Here is a 19,134-nt window from a genome sequence, read left to right as displayed (position 1 = left end):
CACGCCAAAGAAGCGTGGCAGGCATAGATTGACAGGATAAGCAATCAGCGGCCCCGGTGAAATCAGCTGCGCTGTCCTGCGGAATTTCACAGGGCAAGCCGGAAGCCGCAGATTGCATTAACCATCCAGCACTCACTTTCTTCTTCATGAGTGCCGGAAGAAAGTGAGTGCTGGAGTGATAACCTTTTGGCCTGGCTTCCGGCCAGGACAAAATGACTTTTCTCTTAATCCATCTCTTAATCCTGTTAATCCTGTCAAATAGCTCTTTTCTTTATTGGGTTGCGGGCAATGCCCGCCTTATATAGTTCAGCTTCAGCAGAGGTTGAATAGTTACACTAAATTTTTAAAAAACTTAGTCAGGAGAGAGAATGAATTTTTTTGAATACAGAAACGGCGAGCTTTATGCAGAGGATATAAGTATCAAGGAACTGGTGCAGGAGTTTGACACCCCGCTTTATGTCTATTCCGCCAAGACCCTGCGTCGGCATTACGAGGCCTTTGATTCCGCCTTTGAAGGCACAAGACACATGACCTGTTTTTCGGTCAAGGCAAATTCCAATATCTGCGTACTAAAGCTCTTGGGTCAGATGGGTGCAGGCGTGGATATAGTCTCCGGAGGAGAGCTTTTCCGGGCTCTCAAGGCCGGGATAGATCCGCAGAAGATAGTTTATTCCGGGGTGGGCAAAAGGGAGCACGAAATCCGGGAAGCCCTGCTTTCCAACATCCTTATGTTCAACGTGGAGTCCAGGCAGGAACTGGAAAGGATCAACCAGGTGGCTTCGGAAATGGAAGTGCAGGCCAGAATCAGCCTGCGCATCAATCCGGACGTGGATCCGCAGACGCATCCCTATATCTCCACCGGGCTCAAGAAGAACAAGTTCGGCCTGGAACTGGAACAGGCCTGGGAGTCCTACAAGCTGGCCAGAGAGCTTTCCAATATTGAGCCGGTGGGAATCGACTGCCATATCGGTTCCCAGCTTACCAGCGTGGAACCTTTCCTGGAGGCCCTGGAGCGCATCAAGTCTTTTTATGGCCGGCTTCAGGAGCTGGGGCTTGATATAAAGTATCTGGACCTGGGCGGCGGCCTGGGCATTACCTATGACCAGGAAGAACCTCCTCACCCGGCGGAATTCGGCCGCGCGGTAAAGGAAAGCCTAAAAGACACGGACCTGACCCTGATCCTGGAGCCGGGACGGGTCATTGCCGGTAATGCCGGGATCATGGTCACCAGGGTGCTCTATACCAAGGGAACGCCTTCCAAGAATTTTGTAATTGTGGATGCCGCCATGAACGATCTGATGCGGCCGTCATTGTATGGTTCATACCACCGTATAGAGCCGGTACAGGAAAAAAGCGGACGTCTTTATACCGCGGACGTGGTGGGACCCATCTGCGAGACCGGGGATTTTCTGGCCCAGGGCAGGGAACTTCCACGGCTCGAACAGGACGACCTCCTGGCTGTGCATTCGGCCGGGGCTTACGGGTTCACCATGGCCTCGCAGTACAACTCCAGGCCCCGCCCGGCCGAGGTCTTAGTGGACAATGACCAAGCCGTACTGGCCAGGCGCAGGGAAGTCTACTTTGATCTCCTGCAGCTGGAAGAGCAGTGTTTTTAAAGGAAGGGATCTCATACAACCACCCCCGACCCCTCCTTGGCTAAGGAGGGGAGCTGCACCGTGGCCTGGATTTACTTGGTTGGTGGGCTTCTGGAATGTTTATAAGGAAGGGATCTCATACAACCACCCCCGTCCCCTCCTTGGCTAAGGAGGGGAGCTGCACCGTGGCCTGGATTTACTTGGTTGGTGGGCTTCTGGAATGTTTATAAGGAAGGGATCTCATACAACCACCCCCGACCCCTCCTTGGCTAAGGAGGGGAGTTGTACCGTGGCTTGGACTTGCTTGGGCGGCGGGCTTATGGAATGTATATAGGGAAGGGAGTTCATACAACCACCCCCGACCCCTCCTTGGCTAAGGAGGGGAGTTGTACCGTGGCCTGGATTTACTTGGTTGGTGGGCTTCTGGAATGTTTATAAGGAAGGGATCTCATACAACCACCCCCGTCCCCTCCTTGGCTAAGGAGGGGAGTTGTACCGTGGCTTGGACTATTTGGGTGGTGGAAGTTTGATCAAGATCCAGACGGAGTATTTAGACAGATGCTTGCGACAGAGTGTTTCCATGCCTCGATCTGCTCCCCTCCTTGGTTAAGGAGGGGTTGGGGGTGGTTCGATAATCAGTTTTTTACCTCACCCTTATTTTTTGAGCACAGAAATGAGCAGTCATCAACTGTTTCTAAGATCATCAGGACCTGATTAGCAGATAACTTGTTTTTGGAGAAATATATGAAGCTCAATGAACATATGAGCAAAGAGCTGTTGAAGGGGGCCGGGATTCTGGTGCCCCGGGGGGAGATGATCGGGCCCGGAGATATAAGGGATTTTGCCCCGGAATTTGAATTTCCCTGGGTGGTCAAGGCCATGGTTCTCACCGGTGGACGGGGCAAGGCCGGGGGAGTCAGAGTTGTGCAAAACCGGGAGGAATTCGAGACTGCTGCCCGGCAGATTCTGGGGATGCAGATAAAGGGCGAAAGCGTGCCCTTTGTCCGGGTGGAGCCGGCCAGCCATATCCAGCGGGAAATGTATCTGTCCATGACCCTGGACAGGCAGCAAAAAAGCCTGGTGCTCACCGCCGGGCGCACCGGCGGGGTGGATATCGAGTCCAGCGGCAGGGACAATATCCTGTCCCTGACCCTGGATCCGGGCCTGGGGCTGCATGACTTTCAGATACGCCGGGTCTTTTTTCACCTGGATCTGGACAAGAGCATGTTTAGATCCTTTTCCGGGCTTCTGAAAAATCTATACACGGCCTTCACCAGGAACCGCCTGCTGCTGGCGGAGATAAACCCCCTGGTACTCACCGGCGGACAAGAGCTCACAGCCTTAGACGGCAAGGTGGAGCTGGACGACAACTACGTGCAGATAAACAGGGGGCTTCTGGGTTATCATGTCCCGGAACACCTGGGAGAGCAGGAAAGACTGGCCGGGGAAGCAGGACTCAGCTACCACAGGCTGGACGGCAGGGTGGGCATGGTGGTCAACGGTGCCGGACTGGCCATGGCCACCATGGATTTACTCAATTTTTCCGGTGTTCCGGCGGCCAATTTTCTGGATCTGGGTGGAGGGGCCGACCAGGAGCGCATATCCAGGGCCCTGGATATTCTTTTTAATGATCCCGGGGTGGAACTGGTCTTTATAAATATTTTCGGCGGCATTCTTTCCTGTGAAAAAGTGGCTCTGGCCCTGGCTGCAGCCCTGGAGGAGGCATCCGTTGCCAGGCCCATGGTGGTTCGTTTTTCCGGTTTCAAGGCCCGGGAGGCGGGCAGGATCATCCAGGGGCTGAATGCAGACAATATTTATTATGTCCAGGATCTTGCCCGGGCCCTGGAAGCTTTGAAAGAACTAAGTTCCAGCCCGGGGGGCGGGCAGAAGTTCCAGCGCATTGAGTTTCCCCCTGCACAGGAAAAAAAGAGAACTCCGAAAAAAAATGAGCCTGCGCCTTTTCCCCTGAACAAAAATACCCCGGTGCTGGTTCAGGGCATAACCGGGCGTGAGGGCATGCTGCATGCCCGGGAAATGCAGAACTTCGGCACCAGGATAGTGGCCGGGGTTACCCCCTTCAAGGGCGGAAGCCATGTGGAGGGTGTGCCGGTCTTTGACAGTGTGCACAAGGCCTGTATGGAGCATGATATCCAGGCCTCGGTTATATTTGTCCCCGGAGCAGCGGCTGCGGATGCTGTCATGGAAGCCGTGGACATGCACATCCCCTGGGTGGTGTGCATCACCGAGGGCATCCCGCAGCAGGATATGATGAGACTGTTGCCGGCCATCCGCAGGTCCGGCACCAGGCTGGTGGGCCCCAATACTCCGGGGATAATGGTTCCGGGACAGACCAAGCTGGGCATCATGCCGGCCTCCATCTTTTCCCGGGGGCCGGTGGCGATTTTATCCAGAAGCGGCACCCTGACCTATGAGTGCGTCCAGTCTCTGACCAGCGCCGGCATGGGGCAGTGCATGTGCCTGGGTGTGGGCGGGGACCCGTACGTGGGCCTGGATTTCAGGGATATTTTTCCCCTGCTGCAAAGAGACCCGGCCTGCCGGGCCGTACTGGTGCTGGGGGAGATCGGGGGTACAGCCGAGGAGGACCTGGCCCGGGAGCTGGACGAGATGGGATTCGACAAACCGGTACTGGGCTTTGTGGCCGGGCAGACGGCTCCTCCGGGCAAAAGGCTGGGCCATGCCGGGGCCATCCTGGATGAGCACTCCGGCGGGATCCGGGCCAAGCTGCAGGTCATGCATGAATGCGGCATAACCATCTGCCCTGATCTGGCCTCCATACCTGCAATGGTGGAAAAGGTTCTGTAAGGCCTCCGGGAATATGCGCGGGATTAAAATTGTGCTGGTGGGCAGGTTTCAAAAGGGATTTTTCCGGGAGGCCTTTGACTTTTATCTCCAGCGGGTCAGGAAAGTGACCCAGGCGGAAGTGGTGGAGGTAAAAGAGGTGCGGCACAGGGATCCAGACCTGCGCATGCAAAAGGAAGGCGAAAATATCCTGGCCAGGTTAGGTCCCAGGGATTTGCTTCTGGTCATGGATGAAAAAGGCACAGCCCTTGGGTCCGGTTCCATGGCCCGGGAACTGAGCAGATGGGAGGAAGATCCCGGATGTGTGCCCTGCTTCGTAGTGGGCGGGGCTTATGGGCTGTCTGAAAACGTGCGCTCCAGGGCGGACAGGCTCATTGGCCTGGGACCCATGACCTTGCCCCATGAGCTGGCTGCAGTGGTATTAATGGAGCAGATTTACCGGGCTCAGTGCATAAGCAGGGGGCATCCGTATCATCACTGAATGCGGCAGCTGTCCTTTTTTCCAGCCCGAATGGGGCCTTTTATGATGCGTGCCCCGGTTTTTCTGGATATGCCCCTGAGCATGCCTTTAAAAAGCTGGTTGTGAAAGGGTACCAGACTTTTCCAGTAGGCGATGCCTGGAAGTCCTCTGGGGTAAAACCTGGTTCTCTGCACCAGGATGCTCCGGCTGGTTCCCTCGGGCTGGAGTTCAAACTCCAGCGTGGCTTCCCCGGGCATTTTCATTTCCGCCAAAAGTTTCAGATGCTCGTTTTTCTGCACCTGGATGACCTTCCAGAAGTCCACCGTGTCTCCGAAGCGTAGTTCTTCCCGGGACCGGCGTCCCTTACGGTAGCCTGAGCCGCCCATAATCTTGTCCGCCAATCCCCTTAAGCGCCACAAAGAATTGGCGTAGTACCAGCCGTTTTCCCCTCCGATGCCCTCGATTACCGGCCAGACTTTTTCAGGGGGAGCACCAAGGTGCACCTGGTAGGCGATTTCATAAATGCTTCCGCCGGCATACCGGGAATCCGAGCAGGTGGTCCATTCGGGAACACTTATTTCCCCGGCGTCGCGCCAGCAGGTACTGTCCCGGTCCCGTCCGGAATGCTCCAGGGCCCTTTTTATGGCTTCCCTGCAGGAGACAAGCTCCTGGGGGATGACTTCCCGGATGGTGTTTTCCCGGCAGACAACGGTGTTTTTCAGCCCTTGGGCCAGGGGAGCGGCAATGCTTGCGGGGACCGGGGTAACCAGGTGAATCCAGTAGGAACTGAGTCTGGGGCTCAGGACGGGTACCGGGATTATCAGCCTGGGGGCCAGGCCGGCTTCCCCGGCGTAAATCTGAAAGAGCTTGGCATAGCTCAGGATATCCGGTCCGCCGATGTCAAAGCTTTTGCCCATGGCGTCCGGGTTGTCCAGGCTTCCGGCCAGGTAGCCCAGGACGTTGGTTATGGCGATGGGCTGGCAGTCGGTATGCACCCAGGTGGGGGTGATCATCACCGGCAGGCGCTCCACCAGGTAGCGCATGATTTCAAAGGAGGCGCTGCCGGAACCAAGGATCATGGCGGCCTTGAGAAAGGTGAGGGGAACACTGGAGTCCTGCAGGATCCGGCCCACTTCCAGCCTGGACTTGAGGTGGTGGCTAAGGTCTTCGTCGTCCTCGCCCAGGCCGCCAAGGTAGATGATCTGCTTCAGGCCGGCCTTTTCAGAGGCGGCCACCATGTTGCGGGCGGCCTGCCTGTCTTTGGACTCGAAGTCGCTTTTTTTGTCCTTGTCCGGGCCCATGGAGTGCACCAGGTAAAACGCCGCCCGGCAGCCCTGGCAGGCCTTATCCAGGCTGTCCTGGTCCATGACGTCCACCCTGAAGGGCTCAAAGCCCGGGTGAGAAGCATAATCCCTGCAGGAGAGCTTGTCCGTGTTCCTGGCGGCGGCCCGGACCTGAAAGCCTTTTTCCAGAAGAAGGGGGACCAGCCTGCCCCCTACGTAGCCACTGGCACCCAGCACCAGGACCTTTTGCGTCTGTGCCTGGTCCATGATCACCTCCTTGTAGACTTATTCGCCGGAACCCACCAGGGGCAATTCCTTTTCAATGCGGAAATATACCAGAGACCTGGGCTCGGGGTTCAGGTCCTGATCGGCGTGGGAGGAGCGCCTGCTCATGGACTGGATTTTCTCCTGATCCTGCTCTTCGCCGGTTTTGGTGAGAAAAAAACGCTTGCCTTTGTATCCAGGTCCCTGCTCGATAAACATGTAAGCTGCCCTGGGGTTGGACTGCAGGTTCTGCCGGGAAAGGCGGTGGCGCATGATCAGGGCGATGTTGCCGTCCTGCATCACATGTGGCCTGGCATAGATGGCACAGTCCACATTACCCTGGCTGTCTGCGGTGGACAACACACCGGTCCCTTTGGTGTTTTCGAAGTATTCCTTGAGTTCCATGGGATATTCTCCTTTAAGGTAGGGGGGATAAAAAAGCAGGGGCGTCCAGCACTTACTTTTAGTTTTAATTTAACTGCTCTGATCTAAAGCCTCAGTCTAAAAGTAAGTGCTGGACGCCCCTGCCAGGGAAGCCGGGCACCCAGGTCCAGCTGTTACCGCTGCTCCCTTTCGGGCCTGACGGGATTGGCAGTGTCCCTGCCGCCCGGCTTCCCTCCTGGTTTTCCTGCTTGAAGCATGGCAGGGAAATGGTGAAGCAAGAGGCATGTTAAGAAAACAGTTTAAGAAAGTGCATCCTTAAATGCAAACAATAAATTTGTCACAGAAAAGGCAGCTTTGTCAAGGACCGGGCAAGGCATAAACTGGTCACTGTATCATGTCTGCAGTCCTGTCCAGCTGATGGTCAAGGGGGGTTAATGGCAGCTTGACCCGGACATGGGTGCCTTTGTCCTCTGAAGTGCTGAAATCAATATCTCCACCGTGGGAGCGGGCGATGAGCCTGGCACTGAAGGTGCCCAGACCGGTGCCCTTGGTTTTGCCGGAAGTGGCGTAACGTTCAAAGAATCTCTCCCGGATCTCTTGAGGTACTGTTCCGTAATTGTGGATGTCTATATGCATATACTCCGCATACTGCTGGATGCTTACAGTTACCTGCGAACTTTCCGGAGCGGCCTCTATGGCGTTGGTAATCAGATTGGCCAGCATGGACTGTATATTGGTCTTTTCTCCTAATACCGGGATTTGCCGGTCTTCTTGCAGTGGTTCGCCGTTGAGAAAAAAGTTCAGCTGCAGGTCTTTGTATTTCCTGATTCTGGAGGTTTCCTGCCTGAGGTGCTGGAGTAGTTCCTGCAGATCAAAGCTTTCAGGCCGCATCTGGTAGGTGCCTTCCTCCATTTTGTAAAGATCCAGGGAGTGATTGATCATGTGCAGCATTCGTCTGCCTGATTCCAGGATATGACCTGCAAACTCGCGCTGCTCTGAATTCATGTCCTCATCTTCGGTTAAAAGTTCGGCCATGCCGATGACACCGTTTAGCGGGGTCTTGAGGTCATGACGGACAATGCGCTCCACATCCTCTCTTAATTCTTCTACTTTCTTTTTCTGGGTAATGTCCCGGCTGACATGGACCAGTTGCTCCACGTGCCCGTTTTCCTCAAAAACCGGCCAGGCCGCAACCTCAACGTGTATGATCTCGTTTTTGTGATTGTAGTGGCGATGTTCGGTGACACAGGGTTTGCCGTGCTGTACGTATTCATTTATGGGGCAGAGCATGTCGTAGTGGTGGCAGGGCTCCTGATAGCCGTACATGATATTGTAGCAGTGCCTGCCCAGGACCTGGCTGCGCTCCAGGCCGAAGCGCTCCAGAAACGCGGTGTTTACGTCCTGGATGGTCAGATCTGCGGTATTTATCAGGGCTATGGCGTCGGGGATGCTGTTTAGAATGGTCTGCTTAAGCATCTGGGAGCGCTTGAGCTCCTGGGTGCGCTTTTCCACCATGTCTTCCAGGTGGTTTTTGTAATTGTCCAGTTCCAGGTGGTATCTGGTCAGGTCCTGGTCCCGGTGTTTGAGGGCCCAGGCCAGAAGGCCCACCTCGTCTTTTCTCTGCAGTCCCGGGTACTGGGGAAGTTCCTGGCAGGTGTTCTCCTTGATGCAGCGGGTGAGGTGGGACAGATCCTGCAGATAGTAACCGCTGAGCCTCCATGTCAGGAAGATGAAACCGGGGACCAGAAGTAAAAGCAGGCCCAGGCCGGTGTAGAAAATGAACAGCATGTTGGAGAGAAGGCTGTCCCGGGAAAAGGAGACTTCTATGTATCCAAGGGTTTCCTGTCCGGAGGTTATGTCCTCCTGGAGGATGGTCCGGGTGAACTCTCCGTCTTCATGGAGTATTTCCCGGTTGTGGTCCATGATGCGCACCCCGGTTATACCCTGGTAATCCAGGATGGCCTGGACCTGGTCGCGCAGTTCCAGGTAATCTATCTGCCGCACCGGGGCTTTAAGGGAGATGGAGGCCAGCTGCATATGAGAACGGACATTGCGCTGGAAGTCGCGGTCCAGAAGGTTAAAGCCCACAGCCAGGCTTATCCCCGCGCCGGCCAGGGCAAAGAGGCAGGCCAGGGCGGCTATCCAGATGGCCATGCGGGAGCGCAGGGAGTTGCGCAGGCCGGTGTTTTCAGCTTCCGGGGTGTTTTTCATGGATGGATTTGTATAGTGCCCGGCCCTGAATGTCTACCCGGCCCGGCTCAGAAGTTCTTCAAAGACTTCCTGGTGGGCCTTCTCAGCTTTCAGGATTTTCTCCAGCTCAGTGCGCAGCCCGGAGGAAATGTCCAGGTCAATGATCCGCCGGTAGATTTCCACTGCGTTTTCTTCTGCGGCAATGTCCTGGCGAAGAAGGGTTCCGGGATCGTCCCCGCTTCTGGCGGGCCAGACAGCAAGAGTGGGTTCAGCCCCGGACTTTTTAAGAGCTGTGACCAGGGAGATGGCATGGCTTACTTCGTCGGCTATGATTGTCTCATAGGTCCGGGTGAGGTCCTCTTCCAGCCACATGGACAGCAGGGCAGCGTGGTTGGCGTACTGGACAAAGGCTCCGTGTTCATGCTGCAGGGCGAGAATCATGAGCTCTATGGCCTCTTCAGATTGCCTGGTGTCACCTGGTGAGGCCCAGGTCAGACCGGGGGCGGCCAGGAAAATGCCCAGGGCCCCGGCTCCGGTGCGCAATAGACTGCGGCGGGAGAGGACCTGGTTGGTTATGCGCATGGGATGGGGTAGATTCTTGTGTCTGTCTGCTTTTTGGCTCACGGGAAAATCCTCCTTTTAAAACCCGGGTATCTTATTGCTGTTTATCATGAAATAGAGCTTTGCCTGAAGCGGGCTATGCCCGCAACCCAAAAAAAGACACCTTAACCGCCTGTTCGCCCATGTTGAATGGCTGCGCCTACACTTCGTGTATTCAACTGGGTAAAAAGACTCACTAAAGATGCCCCGGTTAAACCAGTTAGTAAAGGAGAATAACGCCTGTTTAGCGGGGCAGGTAAAGCGCAAAGGAAGGCGGCCTTGTAAAATACCGTGTCCCGGTTTTGGATAATAGATCTGCTTCGCGTCTTTAATTTTGTGTACTTAGCGCCTGGCCTGCCACGCGCCTGGCGTGGTTTGCGCGGTTCAAAATTTTTCTTGTTTTTTATGACCCCAGTGTATTGGAAGAAGATTTATCACGCCAACGGCATGACAAGCAGGGTTTCAAGAGTAAGTCACTGTCTAATATTTTAAAAAAGCAGTGGCAAGTTTAAACTCTTGGCTGGGGTGGTGGTCTCGGGACTTGCTCTTTTGCAGACTAAAAGATAAATTCTCGGGATTGAGCAAAACTTTTTACCCAATTCAAGTCAAACTCAAAATGGGTAGTTTCAGTTTTTATCCAGCACTCACTTTGAATACTATTATTTACTTGGTAATTCTTCATTGTCAAAAGTGAGTGCTGGATCAAAAAACGTTCCCACGCAGAGCGTGGGAACGATAAGAGAAGAGTTAAGCCCCACTCTATGCCATTGGTTTGCGGGCATTGACCTCGTTAGGATAAGAAGCTTCCAAAATCAGAATAAAGCCATGAGCAAACTGTATGACGTCATAATTATCGGCTGCGGCCCCGCTGGAGCCACTGCTGCGCTGTTGCTGGCCGCAAAGGGAATGGATGTCGCCGTCCTGGACAAGAAATCCTTTCCCAGGTTCAAGCTCTGCGCCGGCATGCTCACCCAAAAGACCCTTGACCAGTGCAGCTTATTTTATCCTGAACTTGCTCATGAGCTTAAAAAGAGGGATATCATAAGACATGTTTCCAGTCAGTATGCCATAAGTACTGGGAAAAAACGCTTATACACAGGCAGTTCTAAGTATTCCTACGTCCTGGTGGACAGGGAAAGCTATGACCAGCTGTGGCATGAAAAGGTCAGGGAAACAGGGGCTTCTGTATACAGGGAACAGATCGTCCGGGTGGACATTCCTGAATCCCGGGTTACTGCCAAAAACGGCAGGGTGTTCAGGGGACGTTTCATCCTGGGTGCGGACGGCGGATCCAGCCGGGTGCGCAAGACCCTGGCCCTGGAAAAGGTGGTCCGTCCTCCCTGGAGCAAAGGCTCAGCCCTGGCCTTAGAGACTTTTGTATCCAGGCAACAGGCAGGCTTTCCCGATTTTCCGGAGCTTTTTACAGGCATTGTCCCGGATGGCTATGCCTGGTCCTTTCCCGGGGCCTCAAGGCAGAGATTGGGCATCTGCTCGGCTGTGGTCAAGGACGGCCGCGAGCTCAGAAAGATTATGCTGGATCTGCTTGCCGGGCAAGGAGTTCATCTGGATGAAAAGGAAATCAGGGGGCATGTCCTGCCTTACGGGGACTATGAAAAGACCCCTGGATTTCAGAATATTCTGCTCCTGGGAGATGCAGCCGGAATGGCTGATCCCCTCCTGGGGGAAGGGATTTACTATGCACACGCCACAGGCGGGCTGGCAGCCAGGGCCGTTGAGGAGTGCTGGTCCAGGAATGACAGGACTGCGGATGTGTATTCCAGCCTGCTGTCGGATATAATCAGGGATATGCGTATTAAATGGTTCATGCGCAAGGCCGGTCTGGGGCTGCTGCCCCTGCTGCAGTTACGCTCCCTGCGTCCCTGCCTTGATTTTATCCTGCCCCGCCTGGAGCACATGATACATAAAAGGTAAAACCTCTTACTCCTCGTTTCTCTGATGACAGCCCAGGCTCTGCTTGTTGCGCAGGGCCGCGGTGGTTATGAGATAAGCTGAGTAACACCCGTGGAAAAGCTCCACCAGGGGCTGTGAAATTGGTGTTTCCCTGTAGAAATCGTGCAGTCTCTTGTTCAGGTTGCGCATGTCCTCAAAGCCTCGCTGCAGCCTGGGCCTGGTCCTGTTTATTCCCACATAATTCCACATGGTATTCTTGATGGTGGCCCAGTCCTGGGCAATGAGTACCGGATCTTCGTTCTGCTTGTTGCCCAGAAACTTCCAGTCCGGCACAGAGGCCTTTGTTTTCTGGCTTAGCCTGGATCTTGCGCCAAGCCTGGAGGCTATGGTTTCGGCGATGGTCTGACCCCAGAGCAGGGCTTCCAGAAGGGAGGTGCTGGCCAGGCGATTGGCACCGTGTACCCCGGTACAGGCGCATTCGCCGGCGGCAAAAAGCCTTTCTATGGTTGTTCTTCCTGTTGTGTCCACCAGGATTCCCCCGCAGAAATAATGGGCCGCTGGCACCACAGGGATAAGCTGATCGCGTATGTCTATGCCCAGTTCCAGGCATTTCTTGTGAATGGTGGGAAATCTCTTGTCCGGGTTCTGAATGTGCGTTGCAGCATCCAGGAAAACCATATCCTCGTGTGTGGCGAGCATTTCATCCACAATGGCCCTGGTGACGATATCCCTGGGAGCCAGGTCTTTTCGGGAATCGTACTTGTGCATAAAGGGTTCTCCGCGGGCATTGACCAGGAATGCACCCTCGCCGCGCAGGGCTTCTGTAATGAGAAATTTGCGAGGTCCGCGGTGAAAAAGGGCAGTGGGGTGGAACTGGATGAACTCCAGGTTCATCATTCTGGCCCCGGCCCGGTGGCCCATGGATACGGCTGAACCCAGGGAAAGCCTGCAGTTGGTGGTATTGAGATAGATCTGGCCCATACCTCCGGAGGCCAGAATGGTGTAGTCCGCCAGGACCTTGAGAACATTGCCGGTGGCCTGCTCCAGGACATAAGCCCCCATGCACCGGTTGTTCAGATGGTACCTGATTTCCTTGCGGGTGCAGTGGTGATGAGTGGTGAGCAGGTCAACTGCGGTATGACCGGTAAGCACCTTTATATTGGGCTCCTTTTTTACGGCCTTGATATAGGCGTCCATTATGGCCCGGCCGGTATAGTCGGCGCAGTGAAGGACCCTGGCCAGGCTGTGCCCTCCTTCACGGGTAAGATGAAAAGAACCGTTCAGGCTGTCAAAGGGCACCTGCAGGTCCTCGATGAGAATTTTTTGCACCACTTCCGGGCCTCTAAGACACAGGTAGCGGACCGCCTGGAGGTGATTGTAATTCCATCCAGCCGTAAGAATGTCGTTTTCCATGAGGTCAGGGGTGTCTTCAGGGGCCTTGTAGACTATCCCTCCCTGGGCCAGTGCAGAGTTGCCGTCATCCATGGATAAGCCGGAGCAGACCAGCAGGACATCCCGCCCTTTGCGTGCCAGGTGAAGGGCTGCAGTGCATCCGGCTATACCGGAACCGATGATCAGTACCCGGGTTTCCAGAGTGGTATCCGACATATAATCAGTCCTTGTTTATCTGTTTGTAAGGGGAGATATGCTGCATGATCAATCAGATTTCCATATTCATGCTGAAATCCGCGGCAACGGCCGAGTGGGTCAGGGCGCCCACGGATATGTATGTTGGGCCAAGAAGGGCCAGATCCCGTATATTGTCCAGGTTTACGCCTCCGCTGATCTCGCTTTCCACCCCGGCCTGCCTGGTTATTTTAAGTGAGAATCTTATTTCATCCATACCCATGTTGTCCAGCATGATTCTATCTGATCCAGCCCTGACCGCCTCGCGCACGTCATCCACACTGCGGCATTCCACTTCTACAGGCGGACAAGGCTGGTAAGTATTGCGGAGTATCTGCACAGCCTTTTCTATGCTCCCGGCCTGGTCGATATGGTTGTCCTTGAGCATGAGCATTTCTTCCAGGTCCATGCGATGGTTCATGCCTCCGCCCAGGCGTACGGCGTACTTTTCCAGGTAGCGATGCCCGGGGGTGGTTTTCCTGGTATCCAGGAGTTTGACATCAGTATCTTGGATTTTCTGGATATAGGCCCGGGTAAGGTTGGCGATCCCCGAAAGTCTGGCCATGAAGTTCAGAATTATTCTCTCAGCCCGAAGGATTTTGCATGTGCCGCCCCTGATGTTCACCACCGGGGTGTTCGGGTCCACAAGGTCTCCTTCCTGGACCATAAATTCCGGCCGGCTTTCACCGGCTATTTTGTTCAGTATGATCTGGACCAGGGGGAGTCCTGCAACCAGGGTCTTCTGTCTGGCCTTGATGACAGCCAGGCATTTGTCTTCTGGACTGAATACGGCCATGGAGGTCAGATCCTGTCCATCTTCCTGAAGGGCGAGTCTGATCAGGGCCTCCAGGTGATCCATGATCCCGGCGTGAAAAAAGTTTTCAAAGTCGTTTTGTTTTTTCATAAGTGCCTGCCCCTATATCTGCCCACGGCAATAGTTGACAATATCCTGTTGATAACCCCGTAACTTCTATGCATGCCGGGCGGGTATGTAAAGCTTGTAAAAAAAATAACTCGAGGTTACAAAGTCTTCATTCTTCGTTTCCGGACAGGTTGGTTGCCCGTTCAACTGTTTGCACAAGAGGAGGTTGTCAGGATGTCATTGAGAGACAGCAGCCCTGGGAGGCTGTACTATCGAGGACTGGAAAATGCTGTCTTGCCTTTTATAAAAAACAGAGGCTTCACCCCCAACAGGGTTACCTTTGCCGGGCTGGTATTTGCCATTATGGTACCCTTGGGATTTTCAGCACATGCTTTCTGGGGGCTTTTGCTCATAGCCCTGGCGGGCATAGCTGACAGCGCCGACGGCCTGCTGGCCAGGGACAGCGGGCCAAAGAGTTCCTTCGGGGTATTTCTGGATTCAACCCTGGACCGCATCAGAGACACTTTTTTTCTCATGGGGTTCTGGGTGCTTTTCTGGCTGGACGGACGCTGGATACTGGAAGCCACCATTTTGTTTTTCCTGGCTCTGCTGAGCATGTACCTCATAAGCTATATAAAGGCCGGGGCTGAAGCCGCAGGCCTGGACTGCGACACAGGGCTCATGACCAGGTCTGTCAGGGTGGTGTATATGCTGGTCTGGGCTTTTTTGCTGGTGGTTGTGCCGGGTACGGCAGAGGCCCTGCTCTGGATCGGAATCAGCGTTTTTCTGCTGGCATGCGCTTTTACTGTCGGACAGAGAATCGTGCATGTACGTAATCAGTACAGTTTTATGATTTAGCATGAGGCATGAAATTGAGGGATTCAGGGATTGAGGTATTGAGGGATTCAGGAATAGCAGGGGAGTTTGGAGTTTCCGTTTGGCCGGAGTTAGGGCATGGAGCATGGGGCATAGGGCCCCGGTGAAATTCGCTGCGCTGATACTTCGTATATTTCACGGGGTAAACATGGGGGAAGAGGGGATAAGAGCAGACACAAGGTGTGCTCAATAATTTTTTAATTTTTTAACAGATGTCGTAGAGGTATATCAGATGTCCAATATGTTTGGTCCCAATGATCCCAGGTGGCAGGGTCCACAGTTCAGGCTGGAAGACCTGGATTTTTCCAGGATCTACAAGCTGGCCAAAGTGGGTCTGGCTGTGGTGGCCTTTATTCTTGTCCTGTCCGGGATCGGCTGGGCCCAGTCCTTTTACACCGACTGGCTGTGGTTCAGCAGCCTGGGTTATCAGCAGATAATTCTCAAAATTCTGTATACCAGCGTGGGCATGTTTTTTCTGGGGGCGGCGGTTTTTCTGGCTCTGGCCCTGCCCAATATCTACCTGGCCCACAAAAATATCACCAGCCTGCGCCTTATAAACCAGAATGTTCCCATGCAGCTTTATTACAAAGCCCGTACCCTGGTTTTCTGGGGGGCTTTCTGCGCAGCCGGTCTGGGGGCGGTTGTCCTGGCCAGGTCCTTTGCCTCGCAATGGGAAAAGGCGCTTTTGTTTATGCATCAGGTGCCCTTTGAAGAGTCAGATCCCATTTTCGGCAACGACCTGGGCTTTTATGTCTTTTCCATGCCCATGCTGGACTTTGTCCGTTCCTGGCTGCTGGTGGCAGTGATATTTGTGCTGATAATCGTTGCGGCATACTATTTCCTGAACAGCCTTCTGCGCGGAGAACAGTTCAGCTTCACCGGCAGGGTCAGGACCCACCTGGCCCTTCTCGGAGCAGGAGTTCTTCTGATCATGGCTCTGGGACACTGGCTGGGCCGCTATGACCTGCTCAATTCAACCATGGGTGCAGTCTACGGCATAGGGTTTACCGAAGACAAGGTGCTGCGCCCGGGACTGGCGATTATGACTTTTGTGGCCCTGGCTGCAGCCGGAGTATTGGCTGCAGCACCCTTCTACCGGGGCAGGCAGCTCATGGTTGTGGCCCTGGCAGCCTGGTTCGGCCTGAATATAGTGCTGGTGCATCTGGCTCCCGGACTGGTGCAGCGGTTTATGGTGGAACCTAGTGAACTGGCCCGGGAACGCGATTACCTGGAGCACAATATTAATTTTACCAGACAGGCCTATGGTCTGGACAATATTGCTTCCCAGCGCCATCCTGCCAGAGGTGAAATGGATCGTCAGACCATAGAGGACAACGAAGGCACGGTGCGCAATGTCCGTCTGTGGGACGAGGGGCCGCTTCTGCAGAGTTATAACCAGATCCAGTTTTTCCGGCTTTACTATGATTTTCTGCAGGTGCACACCGATCGCTACAATGTTGATGACGAGCTGCGGCAGGTCATGCTGGCCACCAGGGAGCTGTCCGCGGACAAGCTGCCCAGTGAAGCCCAGCGCTGGGTCAACCGCAGGCTGCAGTTCACCCACGGCTACGGCGTGGCCATGACCCCGGTGACTGAAGTGGAGTCCGGAGGGCGTCCCGGGTTTTTTATCCGGGATGTACCACCCACCGGCAAGGTAAACCTTGACAGGCCTGAAATATACTATGGACTCAAGAGCCTGGACTACCTTATAGTTCGCAGCCGCATGCAGGAGTTCAACTATCCCGGCCCTGAAGGCCCGGTATACACCCATTACGAGGGAGAAGGCGGGGTAAAGCTGGATTCGTTTTTCCGCCGGCTCATGTATGCCTGGAAATTCAGCGATATCAATATCCTGATATCCAACGAGGTGACCCGGGAAAGCCTTATCCAGTACCGGCGAACCATTCCGGAGCGTTTTTCCGTGCTGACTCCTTTCCTGCAAAGAGACCGTGAAGCCTACAGCGTTGTGGCCGATGGCAAGGTCTACTGGATTCAGGATGCTTATACCGTTACCTCCAGGTATCCCTACTCAGCCCCATGGCAGAGAGCTTTCAACTACATGCGCAACAGCGTCAAGACTGTGGCTGATGCCTATCACGGTCACATGGATTACTACATATCAGACCCGGACGATCCAGTGGTGCGGACCTATGATGCTGTTTTTCCGGATCTTTTCAAGCCCCTGGAGGAAATGCCGGAGTATTTGAGAGATCATGTCCGCTATCCTCTGGACCTGTTTACAGTTCAGAGTCAGAAACTTCTGGAATACCATATGCAGGATCCGGTGGTCTTTTACAACAAGGAGGATCAGTGGTCAGTGCCGGTCCAGCATTCTTTCGGACAAACCGAGGTTTTGCAGCCATATTATATTGTTGCCAGGCTTCCAGGGGAAGAAAAAGAAGAGTTTCTGCTTATACAGCCCTTTACCCCTGTGGACAGGCACAATCTGGTGGGCTGGCTGGCCGCCAGAAGCGATGGTGAAAACCTGGGGGAAATGGTGCTGTACAACTTCCCATCTGGAAGACACGTGGACGGGCCGAACCAGGTGGAGGCCCGAATAGACAACGATGCCATCATTTCGGAGCAGTTCACCCTCTGGGGGCAGGTGGGTTCAGAGGTCTCCAGGGGCATCCTGCTGGTCATACCTGTAGGAGATTCCCTGCTTTATGCCGAACCGGTGTTCTTGAAGCCCGATACCCTGGATTTTCCGGAGCTTCGAAGGATAATCCTGGCTGATTCGGAGCAGGTGGTCATGCACCAGATTCTGGACGACTCCATTGACGCTTTGGTGGGGGAATTGCCTGCAGTGGCCCCGGTGGTGGAGACCGACGAGGAACTGCCTGTACGCGAAGACCGCGAAGACAGGGTCCTGCCCGAGTTCCGCGAAGGCCTGCGCGAGGCTGTGGACAGCCTGCAGGAAGTCCTGGACGGCCTGAAGGAGATGCTCAGGTAACGCTTCTGTCCACTAAAACACCCTGGTAAAGATCCAGGTGCCGGCCACAAAGGTGCCCAGGACGCTGCCCTGGTTGGCCAGGACCACCACCAGGAGGATCCGGCATACCGGGTTCATCCAGAAGGCCTTGATAGAAGTAAAGGCCTTGGGCAGGTGTTCCAGGTCCGAGACCAGCGGCTTTTTGACCCAGGCCTGCACCAGGCCGGCTATCCACCCGGCGGCCATGGTGGGGTTGAGGCTGGTCAGGGGTGCGGCCACAAATGCGGCCATAATGGTGTAGGGATGAGCCAGGGCCAGGCTTACAGCTAAGGCGGAGCACAGTCCGTTGACCAGGATCCAGATATATATGGACTGCACGGAATGCTGCGCCCCCTGGGTCACAAAACCAAGCACCAGCAGGCCGATAATGACTAAGGGGATGCCCCACTTGATGATGGTCGGCCAGACAGCCTTCCCGGGCATTTCAGTCAGTGGGCCGATGTCGATATCCTGGTCCAGGTAGGTGGTTATGCCGGGAATATGCCCCGCACCGACTATCACCAGGATGGTTTTTCCGGGGCTTTCGGCGATCTTGTGGGCCAGGTACTGATCACGTTCGTCAATGAGTGATTTCTGAATCTGGGGGAAGGATCTGGAAAACTCATCCATGACCACCTGGAGCTGGTCCTTTTTTTTGAGTTTTTCAATGTCTTCTTTTTTGATGTCCCCGGGAAAGACCATTCCCGCAAGAAGCTGCATCAAGAGCTTGAATTTGCCCCACATGGACAAAGAACCCCAGACCCTTTTCAGGGTTATGTTCACATCCCTGTCCGCCAGTACGAGATCCGCCCCGGTGCGTTCAGCCTGCCTTACACCTTCGAGCATTTCCGCGCCGGGCTTGACCCCGAGCTTTTGGCCGATTTTGCGGTAAAAAGCGCTGAGTCCCAATTGGGCCAGCAGGAAAAGGGCCTTGTTTTCCTTGATAACCTGGTAGATGTCCGTGTTTTTCCATACATCGGGGTGCACCAGGGTCTGATACCTGGAAGGACAGAGTTCAACGCAGATGGTGTCCGGACGTATCTGCTCTACAGCCTGCTGAACATCATCAACGCTCTGCTGGGAAACGTGGGCTGTGCCCAGCAGGTATACGGTTTTTTCGCCTGCCTGGATCTGTTGCAGATTTTCCAGGTTGCCCGGGTTTTGCTGACTCATTTCTTGTGAATGCTCCTGATGGGTGTATTATGTTGACAAGAGGCCCGCAGCCTGCTTGAGGGCCTTGCGTTTTTTCTGTATCCGGTTGTTTCGGGCCGCCCCGTGGATCAAAGATGATA

Annotated in this window: 13 protein-coding genes and 1 other RNA gene; 6 read left to right on the top strand and 8 right to left on the bottom strand. The window is 54.5% G+C overall.

The window, feature by feature from the left end:
• The first annotated feature begins 368 nt into the window (after nt 1-368).
• The 3 genes from lysA (at nt 369) to DTHIO_RS05760 (ending at nt 4,896) form a co-directional block, all read left to right on the top strand.
• Entirely contained in the window at nt 369-1,616 is a 1,248-nt protein-coding gene (lysA, locus tag DTHIO_RS05770) for a diaminopimelate decarboxylase (protein ID WP_008869409.1), read from the top strand.
• Nucleotides 1,617-2,339: 723 nt separating this feature from the next.
• A complete protein-coding gene (gene sucD / locus DTHIO_RS05765) occupies nt 2,340-4,418 on the top strand; it encodes a succinate--CoA ligase subunit alpha (protein WP_008869408.1) in 2,079 nt (692 codons plus the stop codon).
• Between the two features lie 13 nt (nt 4,419-4,431).
• Nucleotides 4,432-4,896 carry a 23S rRNA (pseudouridine(1915)-N(3))-methyltransferase RlmH gene (locus DTHIO_RS05760; RefSeq protein WP_008869407.1) on the top strand — a complete coding sequence of 155 codons (465 nt, stop codon included), beginning with the start codon at nt 4,432-4,434 and terminating at the stop codon, nt 4,894-4,896.
• On the opposite strand, the gene DTHIO_RS05755 is transcribed toward DTHIO_RS05760, so the two are convergent.
• From DTHIO_RS05755 to DTHIO_RS05740, 5 genes are all read right to left on the bottom strand, one after another.
• A complete protein-coding gene (locus DTHIO_RS05755; protein ID WP_008869406.1) occupies nt 4,890-6,425 on the bottom strand; it encodes an SDR family oxidoreductase in 1,536 nt (511 codons plus the stop codon). The genes DTHIO_RS05760 and DTHIO_RS05755 overlap by 7 nt on opposite strands.
• 18 nt (nt 6,426-6,443) lie before the next feature.
• Entirely contained in the window at nt 6,444-6,827 is a 384-nt protein-coding gene (locus DTHIO_RS05750) for a pyridoxamine 5'-phosphate oxidase family protein (RefSeq protein WP_008869405.1), read from the bottom strand.
• 119 nt (nt 6,828-6,946) lie between these two features.
• An RNA gene (gene ffs / locus DTHIO_RS19600) (signal recognition particle sRNA small type) lies at nt 6,947-7,042 on the bottom strand.
• A 148-nt stretch (nt 7,043-7,190) separates the two neighbouring features.
• Nucleotides 7,191-9,017 carry a sensor histidine kinase gene (locus DTHIO_RS19565; protein ID WP_008869404.1) on the bottom strand — a complete coding sequence of 609 codons (1,827 nt, stop codon included), beginning with the start codon at nt 9,015-9,017 and terminating at the stop codon, nt 7,191-7,193.
• A gap of 33 nt (nt 9,018-9,050) precedes the next feature.
• Complete coding sequence (locus tag DTHIO_RS05740) at nt 9,051-9,620, bottom strand: ferritin-like domain-containing protein (RefSeq protein WP_008869403.1); 570 nt, start codon at nt 9,618-9,620, stop codon at nt 9,051-9,053.
• Between the two features lie 801 nt (nt 9,621-10,421).
• On the opposite strand from DTHIO_RS05740, the gene DTHIO_RS05735 reads away from it, so the two are divergent.
• On the top strand, nt 10,422-11,528 hold the full coding sequence (locus tag DTHIO_RS05735; RefSeq protein WP_008869402.1) for a geranylgeranyl reductase family protein: 1,107 nt from the start codon (nt 10,422-10,424) through the stop codon (nt 11,526-11,528).
• A 6-nt stretch (nt 11,529-11,534) separates the two neighbouring features.
• On the opposite strand, the gene nadB is transcribed toward DTHIO_RS05735, so the two are convergent.
• Both nadB and nadC read right to left on the bottom strand, forming a co-directional pair.
• Nucleotides 11,535-13,115: an L-aspartate oxidase gene (gene nadB / locus DTHIO_RS05730; protein ID WP_008869401.1), complete on the bottom strand. Its 1,581-nt coding sequence runs from the start codon at nt 13,113-13,115 to the stop codon at nt 11,535-11,537.
• A 52-nt stretch (nt 13,116-13,167) separates the two neighbouring features.
• Nucleotides 13,168-14,037 (bottom strand): carboxylating nicotinate-nucleotide diphosphorylase, encoded by an 870-nt coding sequence (nadC, locus tag DTHIO_RS05725; protein WP_008869400.1) that lies wholly within the window; start codon nt 14,035-14,037, stop codon nt 13,168-13,170.
• A 192-nt stretch (nt 14,038-14,229) separates the two neighbouring features.
• Between nadC and DTHIO_RS05720 the strand changes: the two genes are divergently transcribed.
• Both DTHIO_RS05720 and DTHIO_RS05715 read left to right on the top strand, forming a co-directional pair.
• Nucleotides 14,230-14,853: a CDP-alcohol phosphatidyltransferase family protein gene (locus tag DTHIO_RS05720; protein WP_008869399.1), complete on the top strand. Its 624-nt coding sequence runs from the start codon at nt 14,230-14,232 to the stop codon at nt 14,851-14,853.
• 250 nt (nt 14,854-15,103) lie between these two features.
• Nucleotides 15,104-17,824, top strand: a complete 2,721-nt coding sequence (locus DTHIO_RS05715) for a UPF0182 family membrane protein (protein ID WP_008869398.1) — start codon at nt 15,104-15,106, stop codon at nt 17,822-17,824.
• A gap of 12 nt (nt 17,825-17,836) precedes the next feature.
• Here the strand turns inward: DTHIO_RS05715 and DTHIO_RS05710 are convergent, their stop codons facing one another.
• Complete coding sequence (locus tag DTHIO_RS05710; protein ID WP_008869397.1) at nt 17,837-19,015, bottom strand: TraB/GumN family protein; 1,179 nt, start codon at nt 19,013-19,015, stop codon at nt 17,837-17,839.
• Nucleotides 19,016-19,134: the final 119 nt, after the last annotated feature.

It is taken from the genome of Desulfonatronospira thiodismutans ASO3-1, assembly GCF_000174435.1.
Lineage (GTDB): Bacteria > Desulfobacterota > Desulfovibrionia > Desulfovibrionales > Desulfonatronovibrionaceae > Desulfonatronospira > Desulfonatronospira thiodismutans.
This window is presented reverse-complemented; position numbering and strand designations above follow the sequence as displayed.